Source organism: Sporosarcina saromensis, assembly GCF_033253735.1.
In the GTDB taxonomy this organism is placed as follows: domain Bacteria; phylum Bacillota; class Bacilli; order Bacillales_A; family Planococcaceae; genus Sporosarcina; species Sporosarcina saromensis.
The window spans coordinates 414,987-430,861 of the sequence record NZ_JAUBDI010000001.1; the positions used below are offsets into that span (position 1 = coordinate 414,987).

Annotated in this window: 9 protein-coding genes; 2 read left to right on the top strand and 7 right to left on the bottom strand. The window is 41.1% G+C overall.

What is annotated here, in order from left to right; translation table 11 throughout:
• Positions 1-31 precede the first annotated feature (31 nt).
• Complete coding sequence (locus tag QT711_RS02110) at positions 32-1,816, top strand: B12-binding domain-containing radical SAM protein (RefSeq protein ID WP_317941830.1); 1,785 nt, start codon at positions 32-34, stop codon at positions 1,814-1,816.
• Between the two features lie 50 nt (positions 1,817-1,866).
• Here the strand turns inward: QT711_RS02110 and QT711_RS02115 are convergent, their stop codons facing one another.
• From QT711_RS02115 to QT711_RS02140, 6 genes are all read right to left on the bottom strand, one after another.
• Entirely contained in the window at positions 1,867-3,252 is a 1,386-nt protein-coding gene (locus QT711_RS02115; RefSeq protein WP_398295418.1) for a TrkH family potassium uptake protein, read from the bottom strand.
• A gap of 241 nt (positions 3,253-3,493) precedes the next feature.
• The gene (locus tag QT711_RS02120) at positions 3,494-4,249 is read right to left on the bottom strand and encodes a TerC family protein (RefSeq protein WP_317941831.1); all 756 of its coding nucleotides are present in this window, start codon (positions 4,247-4,249) and stop codon (positions 3,494-3,496) included.
• A gap of 414 nt (positions 4,250-4,663) precedes the next feature.
• Positions 4,664-7,729, bottom strand: coding sequence for an efflux RND transporter permease subunit (locus QT711_RS02125; protein WP_317941832.1), 3,066 nt, complete (start codon positions 7,727-7,729; stop codon positions 4,664-4,666).
• A 706-nt stretch (positions 7,730-8,435) separates the two neighbouring features.
• Positions 8,436-10,010 carry a peptide chain release factor 3 gene (locus QT711_RS02130; protein WP_317941834.1) on the bottom strand — a complete coding sequence of 525 codons (1,575 nt, stop codon included), beginning with the start codon at positions 10,008-10,010 and terminating at the stop codon, positions 8,436-8,438.
• A 122-nt stretch (positions 10,011-10,132) separates the two neighbouring features.
• Complete coding sequence (locus tag QT711_RS02135; RefSeq protein WP_317941835.1) at positions 10,133-11,623, bottom strand: UDP-N-acetylmuramoyl-L-alanyl-D-glutamate--2,6-diaminopimelate ligase; 1,491 nt, start codon at positions 11,621-11,623, stop codon at positions 10,133-10,135.
• A 14-nt stretch (positions 11,624-11,637) separates the two neighbouring features.
• A complete protein-coding gene (locus QT711_RS02140; RefSeq protein ID WP_317941837.1) occupies positions 11,638-12,687 on the bottom strand; it encodes a M42 family metallopeptidase in 1,050 nt (349 codons plus the stop codon).
• Between the two features lie 98 nt (positions 12,688-12,785).
• On the opposite strand from QT711_RS02140, the gene QT711_RS02145 reads away from it, so the two are divergent.
• Positions 12,786-14,381, top strand: coding sequence for a two-component system sensor histidine kinase NtrB (locus tag QT711_RS02145; protein WP_317941838.1), 1,596 nt, complete (start codon positions 12,786-12,788; stop codon positions 14,379-14,381).
• A 73-nt stretch (positions 14,382-14,454) separates the two neighbouring features.
• Here the strand turns inward: QT711_RS02145 and QT711_RS02150 are convergent, their stop codons facing one another.
• Positions 14,455-15,822, bottom strand: coding sequence for an aldehyde dehydrogenase (locus QT711_RS02150; RefSeq protein ID WP_317941957.1), 1,368 nt, complete (start codon positions 15,820-15,822; stop codon positions 14,455-14,457).
• Positions 15,823-15,875 lie beyond the last annotated feature (53 nt).

The following is a 15,875-nucleotide window of genomic DNA, read 5'->3' on the forward strand; positions in this document are numbered from 1 at the left end:
ACTTAAATACTACTAAAAAAGGTGAAAAAACATGAACATTATCCTTACTACTCTAAATGCAAAGTATATTCATACGAATTTAGCGATCCGTTCCTTAAAGGCATATGCACAACCTGAATATGAACCAGTACTTACGGAGTACACAATTAAAGATCCCATTTTAAATATTGTAGCAGATATCCATCAAAAAAAACCAAAAATTGTCGGATTCAGCTTATATATTTGGAATATAGAAGAATCCTTAAAAGTAATTCGAACGTTGAAAAAGACGAACCCAGATTTAATTATCATTGCAGGCGGACCTGAAGTCACATATGATTACGATAAATGGTTGGAAAAAGTTCCCGAAATCGATGTAATTGTTATTGGAGAAGGCGAAAGAACATTTAAACAATTGTTAGATTACTACGCAGGTAAGATAGATTTAACAGAAGTCCAAGGGATTGCCTACATAGAAAATGGCATCTTCAAAGCAACTCCTCCTGGACCAAAGCTCGACTTACGTGAAGTACCTTCACCATTTAGGTTTCATGAAGACTTACCCCACCTCAGTAACCGTGTCACCTACATCGAAACGAGCAGAGGATGTCCGTTTTCTTGTCAGTTCTGTTTATCGTCAATCGAAGTTGGCGTTCGGTATTTCAATCGGGAGGCAATTAAAGACGATATTCGATATTTAATGAAAAATGGAGCGAAAACAATCAAATTCGTTGACCGCACATTCAATATTAGTCGAAGCTATGCGATGGAAATGTTTCAGTTTTTAATTGATGAACATGTGCCAGGTACGGTTTTTCAATTTGAGATTACAGGTGACATTATGCGCCCTGAAGTCATCAATTTCTTAAATGAGAATGCCCCTGCCGGTCTATTCCGATTTGAAATTGGTGTCCAATCGACAAACGATTTGACGAATGAATTAGTGAAGCGACGACAAAATTTTGAAAAGCTTTCTCGAACAGTCACAATGGTAAAAGAAGGAGGAAAGATCGCACAACACTTAGATTTGATTGCCGGGTTGCCTGAAGAAGATTACAACTCCTTTAGACGTACATTTAATGATGTATTCGCGATGCGTCCTGAAGAACTGCAGCTAGGTTTCCTTAAGCTGTTGCGCGGAACAGGGTTACGAATCCAAGCGGAACAATACGGTTATACGTATATCGATGAGGCACCCTATGAAATCCTTTCGAATAATGTGTTAACGTTCGATGAGATTCTTCAGATTAAACAGACCGAAGACGTACTCGAAAAATATTGGAATGACAATCGTATGCCACGAACAATCGAGTATATTGTTTCTCATGTATTCGAGACACCGTTTGACTTCTTCCAACAATTCGGGACCTACTGGGAGACGCGTGGCTGGTCAAGAATCGGGCATCAGTTGCAAGACCTCTACACACGTCTCCAAGCATTTTTAGAGGAGACTGAACGAGGGGACATGAACATCATCCGTAGTCTCATGAAAATCGATTATTTAGCTCACCATTCGTTCCAACCGCGTCATATTTGGTGGGATGTAGAGCTTGATGCCAATGAATTAACTAGTCTTGAACAACGTATTTTACAAGATGAGCATTATCTTAAAGACATCGTCACGCCCACACGTTTAACAGAACGCAATATCCGTAAACATACGTTCATCACACCGATCAATGTACGACCAAATGGAGATGATGCAATGGCGTACTGCATGGAAAAAGGCTACTTAATAACCTTCTTTTGCCGTGGACACAAACCACAATTCCGTTTTATGCGTGAATCAATTCGTTCAACTGATAAAATAGCCATGGACTCGATTACAGTCCGATAAAAAAACGCGTGCGACCGGATAACGGTCCACGCGTTTTTTTATTATTTCCCTCATCCAATAATGACTCGTTCTTTTGGATACGTATAAGGTCTTTTATTCGTCTTTCCACCTAATGTATATAAGAACGAAATAAGTCCCACTCTTCCGATAAACATTAAAATCATGATAATTACTTTACCGACAACGGATAAATCAGATGTAATACCAAGTGACATCCCACACGTACCGAACGCGGATGTGATTTCAAACAACAATGCGACTACCGGGATATTCTTTTCAGTTACGAGCAATATTAACAATGCAGTCATGACCATCATTGCCGCAAGAAGGATGACAGCATATGATCGATACACGTCCACAAGCTTCACTTCACGCCTAAAGATATTGATGACGTTATTTCCACGTGCAAAGTTTATGAGGAACAATATAGCGATTGCAAACGTCGTCGTTCGAATTCCGCCTCCCACTGAGCTTGGAGAAGCACCTATGAACATTAACGATGAAATGAAAATATCTGTCGCATCACTAAATTTTGTAATATCATACGTCGTCAATCCTGCTGACCTTGCCGATACTGAATGAAAGAGAGACGTAAATATCTTTTCATGCCATGTCATTCCTTTAAATGAATGAAATGATTCCAAAATGAAAATCATAATTGCGCCCCAAACGAGCAACAATCCGAATGTTGCCGTAGTAATTTTCGTAAATAACGAAAAGCGGAAGTTTGGAACTTTTTTAGAAAAATACCCTTTCACTTCAATAAGGACAGGAAAACCGATCGCCCCAAGAATGATGAGCACCATTATGACGGACTGAACAAAATAATCATTATAATAGGGATGTAAGGATGCTCCTGTAATGTCAAAACCGGCATTTGTCGTTGCAGACACGGACATAAACATCCCGTTAAGCAACGCTTCACTAAATGTGTCATAAAAACGCATAATGTATAACGTTAAAATGACACCACCCGTAATTTCGATAATGAAAATAATCCCAACAATTTGTTTTATGAGCTGCACAACACCAGCAAATGAATATTGGTTATGATCGACCATTATTAATTGACGTTCCCGCAAGCCAATTCTCTTTTTCACGAGAAGCCAGAAAAATGTACCTATCGACATAATACCGATTCCACCTAATTGCAGCACAAGCATTAACATACAGAGACCGAAAACGGTATAAGTATCCCCTATGCTGATGGGTGTTAAGCCTGTTACACTGACAGCACTGACAGCGGTGAAAAGACTATCAATAAAGCTAACTTTAACGCCAGGCAAATAGACACCAGGCAAATTCAGTAATAAAAATGAACAAGCAATTGCCAAAAAATAATAAAATACGATTACTTGCGCAGGGGTGAATCTATGCAAACTCTCCTTTGTAAGCTTCTTCATGCCATCAGTACCTTTCTTTGTAGAAGGAATCATCTATCTAGTTTAGAGAACTTTACCTAAAAAAGAAAGGATTGCGGTATCCCAACACGTTCATCCTTCAAAAAGTCCTTTTTCAACTGTACGCAAACAGTGGGTGTAAAGTTTCAATAAATCCGTCCACAGACATAAAAATGATTATCTCAAATGTCTCTTTGCAACGCAATCATTTTTTTAACTCGATAAATAGACAAAGAAAAAGCCGATACACCTCTTAAGATGTACCAGCTCTCAATCATTATGCCTTTTTACGTTTTGTCGCAAGTGCAGTCAAATAACCGAAAAGAACAATCGCTCCAAGGACAGTCCAGAAAATGACCTTCCAAAGTGTTGAATGCGGGAATGCCGTATCAATGATCGCTAACTTTTCATGTCCTAATGCAAGGACTGCCAATTTGACGCCTACCCACCCAACAATAATAAATGCCGTTGTTTCCAGTACTGGATATTTTTCAATAAGGATGACAAACTGTCTAGCCGCAAATCGGATTAAGACGAGGCCGACAATACCACCAATCAACATGACGGTGAACTGACCACCATTAATACCACCGATATGGAAATCACCAAGTTCAGGTAAGGTCACTGCCAACGCTACAGCAGCAAGCATTGAATCGAGCGCGAAAGCGATATCCGCCAACTCAACTTTCAGCACCGTCATCCAAAAGCCGGATTGTTTCCGTGGTTTCTTGGTCGCATGGCCATCTGCACCTTTCCCTTTATCCATTAAACTCTTAATGGCGATGAACAATAGATAGACTGCTCCTAACGCTTGAATCTGCCAGATATTCACCAAAAACGTAATCATGAACAATGCCGCGAAACGGAAAACAAATGCTCCAAGCAATCCGTAAAACAACGCTTTCTTCTGTTGGACTTTCGGCAAGTGTTTCACCATAACCGCCATAACAACTGCATTATCAGCTGCCAATAGACCTTCTAAAAAGATCAAAACGACTAGCACCCATGCGTATTCCAATAAAATTGCTTCCAACTAAATTTCCTCCTTATTTTCACAAAATAAAAAACCCTCACCTAATAAAGGCAAAGGTCTCGCTAAGTCAGAAATTTTCAAAACGAAAAATCCAGCTATCATAACCGATGGACAACGCCCATGTATTGACGACTATGAAATAGGTTTCCCTATAGCTACTCCCCTTTGACAACCGTCAAAAGAAATTTAATTAAGTTGCTGAGTGCTCTCCTATCATTATATCACTAATCGTTTTCGAGGACAATTACTTACGAAAAAAAATCACAGTTCTTTCCACCTCACTTTCTAAGATGAATTGAAACACCGATATCGTCGATTCTGCTTATATATAGTCTTTCAAAAAGAATACTTACACTTCTAATTCATTAAAAAACCCTTGGAAGCTACCTTTGAGCAAGCTTCCAAGGGTTTCATTCATTCAGGTTCAACTGCGCGTCTTCTCGTCTGGCGATCGAACAAACTATAAATGATGGGTACAATATAGAGCGTCAAAAATGTTGAACTGATCAATCCACCGATGACCGCAATCCCCATCGGTTGGTTCATCTCTGTCCCTTCTCCTAACCCGAGTGCTAATGGTAACAATCCTAAAATGGTCGTCAAAGCAGTCATCAAAATCGGCCTTACACGGTCCCTTACTGAAGCGATGATTGCATCATAGGATGACATGCCCGCTTCCTTCCGTTGATTAATATAATCAACAAGGACAATACCGTTATTGACGACAATTCCAACGAGTACTAGCACCCCAATTACCGCTGTCACACTGATTGGGGTAGAGGTTACGAAAAGTCCTAACGCCACACCGATAACCATTAACGGCACAGAAAACATAATGACAAATGGATACTTGAACGATTCAAACTGAGCAGCCATAACAATGTACACTAACACGACAGCCAACACGATTGCTAATAACATGTCATTGATCGCACTCTCAAACAGTTCTCTGTCTCCCCCATAAGCCATTTCGGTCTCATCAGGTAAATCAATTTTGTCAATGAGCGTATTCACTTCTGCAGTCATTTCACCTAATGATAAAGAGGATTCGTATTTGACATCAAATGTTACTGAATGCGCTTGGTCGACCCGTTGGATGGACACAGGACCTTCAGCGACTGAAATGGTCGCAACATCTTTCAAAAGAACGAATTGCCCCGTTTGCGTTCGTAATTTAATATTTTTCAACGCCTCAATACTGTCCCGAAATTTTTCATCATACTTCACCAAAACAGAAACGACGTCTTCTTTGTCATCTACAAACTGTGTAGCAAAAGCACCACGAGTAATCGTATTGACGGTTTGAGCAATTTGATAAGGTGCAAGTCCTTGTTCAAATGCTTTCTCACGATTGACGTCAATATGGATTTCTTGTATCGTGTCTTGCAAATTATTAGAGACTTCTAATACGCCATCCATCCTTTGCAGCTCATCATTCAGTTTGACAACAGAACTGTTTAGCCGCTCTTCATTCGTATCTTGCAATGAAAACGACAAGGTGTTCGGACTGGATCCAGCAGCCGTTTGCATATTGAAGCTAACGCGTGCATCTTCGCCTACTAGGTCCAAAACTTCCGGTTGTACATCATCTACAAATTCAAACACAGACCGTTCTCGATCCTCCATAGGAACAAGTTTGACATACATTTCAGCAGTGTTGGATTCGGAACCCCCTTGTGCCATACTTTGCTGTGTTCCCCCGACTAGACTGACATACACCTCAATGTCTTCTTCCTTTTTCAACCTTGTCTCAATCTTTTCAACAACCTCATTTGTGGATGAAAGTGCTGAACCATTTGGCAAATCGATTGCAATACTGAAGAACCCTTCATCTGTTGCAGGTAGAAATTCTGTTCCAACTTTGAATAAGCTAAAACCACTTCCAGCGAGTAACAATACTGTCATCGTCAATACGATGGCACGATGTTTTAACGACCATTTCACAGATCGCTCGAAATTGTTTACTGTTTTAGAACGCCGTCTCCTTGCTTCCAAGTTCTTACGTGGTTTCTTTAACATTCGACTAGCCATCATTGGTACTACCGTCAAAGCAACGACAAGCGAAGCAAACAAACTAAAGGAAATCGTCAACGCGAACTCTGTAAAGATTTGTCCAATCAATCCGCTAATAAAAATGACTGGAACGAATACAGCTAACGTCGTTAATGTCGAAGCCGTAATGGCTCCACTAATTTCCTTCGCCCCATCTCGAGCAGCTTCCACTCGATCTTTCCCCATTGCCAAATGCCGTTCAATGTTTTCGATGACAACAATGGCGTTATCTACAAGCATTCCGATGCCAAGTGCCAATGCACCAAGCGTCATAATATTTAACGAAAAATCGGCAAAAAACATCAGCACGAATGTGACAATGACCGAATAAGGTATCGCCACTCCTATAATAATCGGGCTTTTAATGCCTCGTAAAAATAAAAACAGAATGACCATTGCAAACAAACCACCAAGAAGTAAAGATTGGCCGATGTTCCCAATTGCCAACTTGACATAATCCCCTTGGTCAAACAAAATATCCGCTTCAATGTCCTTAAAGTTCTCTTTTGCAAGCAATGCATCCAGCGATTCCTTGAAAGCTGTCGATACTGTCGCTGTATTCGCACCTGACTCCTGCAATACAGACATGAGCACTGCTTGTTCATCATTCGCTCTCGTTTCAGATGTTGCTTTCGGTTCAACAAGCGCAACATCTGCAACATCTGCAACTTTTACTTTCTTACCTGTTAACGGATCCATATTAATCAGTACATTACGAATATCTTCGACAGACGTTAACGAGCTGAGAATCCGAGTCGTCAATTGTTTTCCATCATCCGTTTCAATTGGCTCACCTGGCATCGATATATTATTTGCCTGGATTGCTTGCACGACATCCGATTGGACAAGTCCGTAACTGCCTAATTTGTTCTGGTCAAGTACTACTTGGACTTCTTCCACTAATTTGCCGGATACCGTTACACTCGCAACACCTTCCGTCCGGCGTAATTCTTTCTCAAGTTGCTCCGCAAGATTCCGAATATCCGCATCCTCAGTCGAAGTCCGTAACGATAACTGAATGACAGGAAATTGCGACGGATCAAATTTCATAAACCGGGGAGCATTTGAACCTTCCGGAATTGGCACTTGATCAATCCGCTGTAAAATATCTAGCTGCACATCATCAATCTTTGTAGACCAATCAAACATTAATAAAATGAAATTCGCACCTTCCTGCGACGAAGATTGCATCGATTTCAATCCAGGTGCTGTTGATAAACTATCTTCTAACGGTTTCGTCAACTTTTCACTTACTTCAGTTGAAGAAGCCCCAGGATAATTTGTTACCACAACCGCTACAGGAGGATTTAATTCTGGAATTAATGTCACTGGAATTTTTAAAAAAGATACCGCTCCAAGAATAACGACAAGAAACATCGTCACAATCGTAAAGACCGGTCTCTTTATTGCAAAATTACTGATCTTCATGCGCCCATTCCTTTCTACATCACCACATCACTATATCCATCATATTGAATGTAGTTATGAACATCAAACACGAACTCTCACCATCCCCCAACTCTCTTCTCAAAATTCCATCACTCTGTCACACATCCCCTAACCAAACAAACTTTAAACAAGTCACTCAGCACATATCTTCCGAGAACGCAGCATTCTTTCCCCGTTTGCCGCATAAATTCCTAGAACGCCGCATTTCTTTCCCTGTTCGCGGCATAAATCCCCAGAACGCAGCATTCTTCCCTCGTTCGCAGCATAAATTCCCAGAACGCCGCATTACCTCCCCATTCGCCGCATAAATCCGCAAAACGCCGCAATCTCCACCCACTTCGCCGCAAAAAATCCACTAAACAAAAATTCCCCATACCTAAAACATAAAACCCTAATTTGTCAAAACCCATTTTAGCGCGTCTGCTACTTCCTAACACTTCAAGCTATCCACGGAACAATTATGCTGGCCAAATATGTAAACTAACTTTACCTTCGGCGAATGTCTTTCCTCTAAACAAAGCAACCCATCTGAACGCGGCATATTTCCCCCGTTCGCCGCATAAATCCGCAAAACGCCGCATTCTCCTCCCCATTCGCCGCATAACCCCGCAAAACGCAGCATTCTCCCCTCAACCAAAAAAGCCGAATAGACTCATTTCAAAGTCTATCCAGCCAAACCTAATCCTTATAACAAATTGTACAATCGAATATCTGGATACTTATCACCGAACCAGCGGAGTGCAAAATCATTCTCGAACAAAAAGACGAGGTTGTCGTATCGATCCTTCACGAGCATCGACCGTTGTCCTGTCATCGAATCTTTCACGTCACTTTCATTCTCAATCCAACGCGCCACCTTTGAACCAATATGTTCCATATGCACTTCAACGTTATATTCGTTCTTCATACGATGTTCGAACACTTCAAACTGTAGTTGACCGACTGCGCCTAACAGCACTTCTTCGGTATGCAGCGTCTTGTAATATTGAATAGCCCCTTCTTGCACAAGCTGAAGAATCCCTTTATGGAAATGCTTTGATTTCATAACGTTTTTCGCCGTCACACGAACAAATAGTTCAGGGGTAAACTGTGGCAATGCTTCAAATTGGAAGTTTGACTTTCCACCAACAACTGTATCGCCAATTTGATAGTTCCCAGTATCATATAAGCCGATAATGTCACCTGCAACCGCTTCATTCACCGTTTCACGGTCATCCGCGAGAAATTGCGTCGTTTGCGTCAACTTAACCGTCTTTGAAATACGCGGAATGGTGACGGACATACCTCTTTCAAAACTGCCTGAAACAATCCGGACAAACGCGATTCGATCTCTGTGCGCGGGGTTCATATTCGCCTGGATCTTGAAGATAAAGCCTGAAAATTCTTCAGCCTTTGGATCCACTGCCTGTTCATCTTTCGTCATTCTCGGCTGTGGTGAAGGCGCAAACTTTAAGAACGTTTCCAAGAATGTCTGCACCCCGAAGTTCGTCAGCGCACTGCCGAAAAATACAGGTGTTAATTCACCTTTTGCAACACGTTCAGTATCGAACTCGTTCCCTGCTTCATTCAACAGTAAAACATCTTCAAGCGCTTGCTTGTAATAGGACGTCTCTGTCATCGGATGTTCAACCGCAAGCTCACCGTCTTCATTTAACGGAAGAAAATGACTTTCCCCTTCAACACGCGCTTGCTCAATTCGTTGATTGTAACGATCGTACACGCCAATAAATTCTTTCCCCATCCCGATAGGATAATTCATTGCGTACGACTCGATTCCTAACACTTCTTCAAGCTCTTCCATCAATTCCAATGGCTCTTTACCTTGTCGGTCCATTTTGTTCATGAACGTAAAGATCGGAATGCCTCTCATCCGACAAACTTTAAACAATTTGATCGTCTGTGGCTCGATCCCTTTTGCCGAATCGACCATCATGACAGCTGCATCAACCGCCATTAATGTACGGTACGTGTCTTCACTGAAATCTTCATGGCCAGGGGTATCCAAAATATTTACTCGTTTACCATCATAGTCAAATTGTAAAACAGAAGACGTTACCGAAATTCCCCGTTGTTTCTCAATTTCCATCCAGTCGGAAGTGGCATATTTACCGGTTTTCTTCCCTTTTACAGTCCCCGCATCACGAATAGCTCCACCGAAGTAAAGCAGTTTTTCAGTCATCGTCGTTTTCCCGGCATCTGGATGCGAGATAATCGCAAATGTTCGCCGGGATAAAATTTCATCATGTATCGATTTTTGCATATAAATAACTCCTTCTTTTCCGCTTTTTTAAGCATAGACAGATTGCAATCCATTTTCAACATTTTTTTCTTCGGAATTAATCAAAATGAAAGAGCTGCCTAAACAGACAGCCCTTCTCACTATTATTGCTCACGAACTTGATGACCAAACTTCTTCTCTGCTTCTTCAAGCGCAATCATTGCATCTGAATGCGGAAATTTTTCCTTCCCGATAATTTGGAAATCCTCGTGACCTTTACCAGCGAAAATAATGATGTCTCCTTCATTAGCAACTGCAACTGCATGCCGAACCGCTTCCTCACGGTCTCCAATACACGCGTACTGGTCATGTTGCATGCCCACTTCAAGCTCTGAAAGAATTGACGCATATGGCTCGTCTCTCGGATCGTCTGTCGTCAAAATGACGTAGTCCGCAATCGAAGCCTTTTCTGCCATAAATGGACGTTTCAACCTGTCCCGATTGCCACCTGTACCGATGACAAAGATTAATTTTCTTTCAGTACCTTTATACGGTAATACAGCTTGAATCGCTTTTTCGATTGCATCCGGAGAATGCGCATAATCGACATAAATTGTGAGCGGTAAATCCGTCTCTACTTTCTCCATTCGTCCTTTTGCAGCTGGGATAACAGCTAGACCTTCAATTATCGACTCGATTTGAATTCCTTTCGCATACAACGCAGCAATTACAGCAAGTGCGTTGTAAACATTAAACTCGCCAATGAGTGCCATTGATACATTAAATTCGCCTTCAGGTGACTCCAAATGGAAAGAAGTCCCTTTATCACTTAAAACGATGTCTGACGCACGAAAATCGGCAGACTGATGAATTCCATACGTCAAGACAGGGAATGCGGTCATCTTTTTCATACGCTCTCCCCAAAGATCATCACGATTAACGATACCAAACTTCTTTTTCTCCAAGTCTTGTCCGAGTTGCGCAAACAAAAGACCTTTTGCATGGCCGTAATTATCCATACTGCCATGGAAATCCAAATGATCATGCGATAAATTCGTAAAGACAGCAATGTCAAACTCCGTACCTGCCAGCCTTCCTTCCAACAGACCATGTGACGATACTTCCATCGTCATCGTCGAACAATTTGCATTCGCCGCTTGTCGAATTAGCTGTTGAGTCGTCAAAACATCATTCGTCGTATTTTCAGTTTCAAACAACACACCATCCAAGTTAAACCCGATCGTCCCGGTCACTGCAGACTTTTCACCAATATGACGCAAAATCGCATGCATCATATTGCTGACACTTGTCTTCCCGTTCGTTCCTGTCACACCAATCATCGTCATTTCTTTGGAGGGATAACGATAAAACCGAGGAGCCAGTAATGCAATCGCTCGCATTGTATCGTCAACATAGACAACCGCCACTCGTTCCGTATCTACGTCGACCCGGTCCGACGCGACAATGACACGAGCACCCGCTTCTACTGCATTTTGTGCATACATATGTCCGTCGACTGTAAACCCTTTAATACAAACGAATGCACCTCCCGCATTAACGGAACGAGAATTTACCGCAAGATCAGTAACCTGTTCTGGTAATATCCCTTCTATTGTTTTAATTGGCAGCACGTCAAATAATTCATTACAATTCATCACAAGACTCTCCTTCAATCCATCATATCTGAATTCACATAAGCATATAACAACTGTGCCGTTGCACGTAATGAATCAACATGTGTCCGCTCTAACGCATGAGACGATTCAATTCCCGGACCAAACAAAGCATGCTTCACGTCAAAGCCTGCCCGAATAGCAGCAGATGCATCCGATCCATAGTATGGGTAAATGTCTAATTTAAACGGCACATTCTCTTTTTCACAAAGAGCTGTCAAATGCCGCGTCAAGCCGTAATGGTAAGGACCACTAGAGTCCTTTGCACAAATGGAAACCGTGAACTCATCAGATGATTGGCCATCACCAATCGCCCCCATATCAACGGCTATATATTCTACTGTTTCTTGAGGGATATTAGAATTTCCGCCGTAGCCAATTTCCTCATTGTTGGAAATATAGAAATGCGTTGTATGCGGCAATTCCACGTTCTCTTCCTTTATTGTCCAAAGTAAATCCAGCAACAAAGCTGTACTCGCTTTATCATCCAAATGCCTTGATTTAATAAACCCACTTTCAGTCGTTTCAAAGCGCGCATCAAAAGAAACAAAATCGCCTACTTCAATCCCTAGCGCTCTTGTATCTGCAGCATTTTTCACTTTTTCGTCTATACGTACTTCAATGTTTTCCGCACTTCTCTCGGCAATTCCTGCATTGCGATACACATGAACGGTCGTTTGGTGCATTAAAATGGTTCCTCTCACTTCTTTACCGCTAGCAGTATGTATACGACAATATTCTCCTTCAACTGCATTCCAATTAAAACCGCCGACCATAGCAAGTTTTAACCTGCCATCGCTCTTCACTTCTTTGACCATTGCTCCTAGTGTATCCACGTGAGCCGTCAACAATCGATGACGCGTATCATCTTTCCCTTTGACAGTTGCAATAATCGCACCTTTATTTGTTTGCACAAACGGTACTTTAATGCTCGTTAACTCTTCACGGATAACTTGCATCACTTTGTCCGTAAAACCAGATGGACTTGGTGTCTTTACTAACTTTTCTAATAACGTAACTGTACGTTTTTCATTAAACTGCTTCATGCACTTTCAACCTCTTTTCTATTTCTGAAACTTCTGTTTTCATTCGTTGATAAATCATGTATGATACATATAATACTACTTCTAAGAGAGGTGCATCAATGAAAACCGATCAATTCATCCTCACACAAACTAAGTATTTACTACACTTTTTTAGTTTCATTGTTTTAGCACAACTACTTTTGACAGTATCATTAAAACATTATGAATACCTCTCTATCATTGCAGTAGGAGCTGTTATAACAGGTTGCTTGCACTATATGCTTTCTCGCAATTTTATGCTGACCTTTCTCATACCTATCATTATTAGTACGAGCCATTTCTACTTAATTTCATTATTTCTTATTGATCATAAATTAATTTTTATCTATTTTTTACTTTTACCCATTATTCTAGCTGTGCTCTTTAAACATACCGTATTATCGCTCTCGCTTCTACTTATCACAACTATTGAATGTATTGTTTTATTTAGAAATGTACAGCTTTCGGTACAACCGATGAACAATGCCTCATTACTTATTTTCATAACAGTCATCATTGGAATGCTTGTCCTTCTTCTCATCACATTCAAAATGCGTTCAACAGAGCTTTCGATATTATTTAAAGATCAACTTCCCGAATCCACGTCAACTTCTGGCTATTTGGATTTGTTTTTTGAACATACTCAAGATGCAATCGCCGTATTTTCAATCGATCAAAAAGTATTGGCTGTCAATCCTGCATTTGAAGAACTGTACCAATGGAAAAAAGCAGAATGTCTTGGCAAACGAATACAATTATACCACCCTTCTGAAGAAGAGAATGTTGTTCACCGGATTCAATTTTTACTAGAAGGCAGGCATTTCAAAAACTTACGCACAAAAGAGATCCGTAAAGATGGCACGATGTTCGAGGCAGCGACTACGCTCGCACCCATTCTGGACAAGAACAATAACGTCATAGCAATTTCTGTCATTGTCCGTGACATGACAGAAAGGATTCAAGCCGAACGCATCAAAATGGAAGCCATTAAACTGAATGCCATTGGAGAAATGGCCGCATCCGTCGCCCATGAAGTCCGCAACCCAATGACTTCTATAAATGGATTCGTTCAGATGATGAACAATGACCCGTCGAATCCTTATCGTGCATTTACCGAGATTATGGAAAATGAAATTAAACGGATCAATTTAATAGCAAATGAGTTTTTAATATTATCAAAACCCAATATCAAAGAGCGGAAGCAACTAGATGTTGAGCATTTAATCATGGAAGTCATATCTCATCTCGAACATGAAATTATCTCAAATGATATAAACTGCAATATTTACCTTGCCGAGTACCAAACAACCATCATAGGAAATGAAGAAAGCCTCAAGCAAGTTTTTATTAACTTGATTCGAAATGCAATTGATGCACATACGAATAAAGGAAGCATAACATTTATTAACACCATCTCGAATGACACGCTACGTATTACAGTAAAAGATACAGGTGCCGGATTCCACCAAGAGACGTTTGACCAATTGTTTACACCGTTCTTTACAACAAAAGACGGTGCCGCTGGACTTGGTCTCGTTATTTCAAAAAAAATTATTCTCGATCATGACGGCACAATCGAGATAAATGAACGGGCGAAACAAGGGGCTGAAATAATCATTACGTTGCCAATCAGTTCATTTTCTAAACAAGATTACACGTATCCGACTACCAGATAAACTCAAAAAGCCGCATGAATCAGGGTTCATGCGGTTCTTTATATGATTTGGTCTTGCTGTCAACGCATCTCAATTATTTAAGAATCTTTTTAATGACCGACAGCTTGTTGCCATACGGGGGGAAACCTATACGGACAGGAATTTTCGAGTTTCTTTTCATAATGGATTTCTTATGCGAAAACAATTCAAAGCTCGCTTGACCGTGATAGGCGTTCATCCCCGAAGCCCCGACACCACCAAACGGCAAGTGGATATTGGCCACATGCGAAATTGTATCGTTAATGCACCCTCCACCAAAAGAGAGGTTCGCTAAAAAGTATTCTTGTGCTTTATCATTTTCGGAAAACAGGTACGCCGCCAACGATTTTGGCATTTGGCGCAACCGATGTATAACTTCTCCCAAATGTTTATAGGTCATAATCGGAAGGATCGGACCGAAAATCTCCTCTTCCATTGACGGGCTATCCCACGCCACTCCATCCAAAAGAGTTGGGCTAATATAGAGTTCTTGACGGTCTACTTGTCCACCAACAAGGATTTGTCCTTTCTCTCTTTCCAACAGCTGCACTAATCGATCAAAGTGTTTTTCATTAATAATCCGTCCGTAATCCGGGCTTTTTGCGCTATCTTTCCCATAAAAATCACAAATTGTATTTTTCATTTCTTTCATAAGGTGATCTTTGACACTTTCGTGGACAAGGACAAAGTCTGGCGCTACACATGTCTGCCCATTATTCACAAATTTCCCCCAGACAATTCGTTCAGCGGCCGCTCGTATATTGGCGGTCTGATCGACGATTGCAGGACTTTTCCCACCAAGTTCAAGCGTGATAGGTGTCAGCCTCTCTGCTGCAGCCTTCATAACAATTTTCCCGACAGTTGCACTCCCTGTAAAAAATATGTAATCGAACGGAGCATGTATGAGCGCCGACGTCTCTTCCACACCACCTTCAACAACACGCACGAAATCAGGTGGATAGGTAGCTGTCACAAGATCACGTACAACCGCAGCCGTGTGCGGAGCATCTTCAGAAGGTTTGATAATCGCGCAATTCCCTGCTGCAATTGCCCCAACTAAAGGATCCATGACCAATTGAAACGGATAATTGAACGGTCCGATAATCAAGACTGAACCATATGGCTCCCGTACAACAAAACTTTTAGCCGGTTGTAAATGAACGGGCGTCTTCACTTGTTCCGGTTTCATCCATTCTTCCAGGTGTTTCATCATATGCGTAATACTCGACAAAACAAAACCGACTTCCGTCACATAGGCCTCAAAAGAACTTTTCCCTAAATCCTTTAATAAGGCTTCTTGAATTTTCTTCTCATTGGCACTAATCGCTTCTCTCAAACGATGTAACATGTCCAATCGGAACGCAACGCTTTTAGTTGCACCTGTCGCATAAAAATTCTGTTGATACGTAATCATTGACTCCATATTTTTCTTCACAGTCACAAAATCAATCTCCCTTCAAAAAAGTCAATATAGCA

Excerpts from the sequence above, each read along its gene's own strand:
- QT711_RS02130 (WP_317941834.1), bottom strand. The coding sequence starts at position 10,010 with ATGCAAAAATCGATACATGATGAAATTTTATCCCGGCGAACATTTGCG.
- QT711_RS02125 (WP_317941832.1), bottom strand. The coding sequence starts at position 7,729 with ATGAAGATCAGTAATTTTGCAATAAAGAGACCGGTCTTTACGATTGTG.
- QT711_RS02110 (WP_317941830.1), top strand. The coding sequence starts at position 32 with ATGAACATTATCCTTACTACTCTAAATGCAAAGTATATTCATACGAAT.
- QT711_RS02140 (WP_317941837.1), bottom strand. The coding sequence starts at position 12,687 with ATGAAGCAGTTTAATGAAAAACGTACAGTTACGTTATTAGAAAAGTTA.
- QT711_RS02150 (WP_317941957.1), bottom strand. The coding sequence starts at position 15,822 with ATGGAGTCAATGATTACGTATCAACAGAATTTTTATGCGACAGGTGCA.
- QT711_RS02135 (WP_317941835.1), bottom strand. The coding sequence starts at position 11,623 with ATGAATTGTAATGAATTATTTGACGTGCTGCCAATTAAAACAATAGAA.
- QT711_RS02145 (WP_317941838.1), top strand. The coding sequence starts at position 12,786 with ATGAAAACCGATCAATTCATCCTCACACAAACTAAGTATTTACTACAC.
- QT711_RS02115 (WP_398295418.1), bottom strand. The coding sequence starts at position 3,252 with ATGATTCCTTCTACAAAGAAAGGTACTGATGGCATGAAGAAGCTTACA.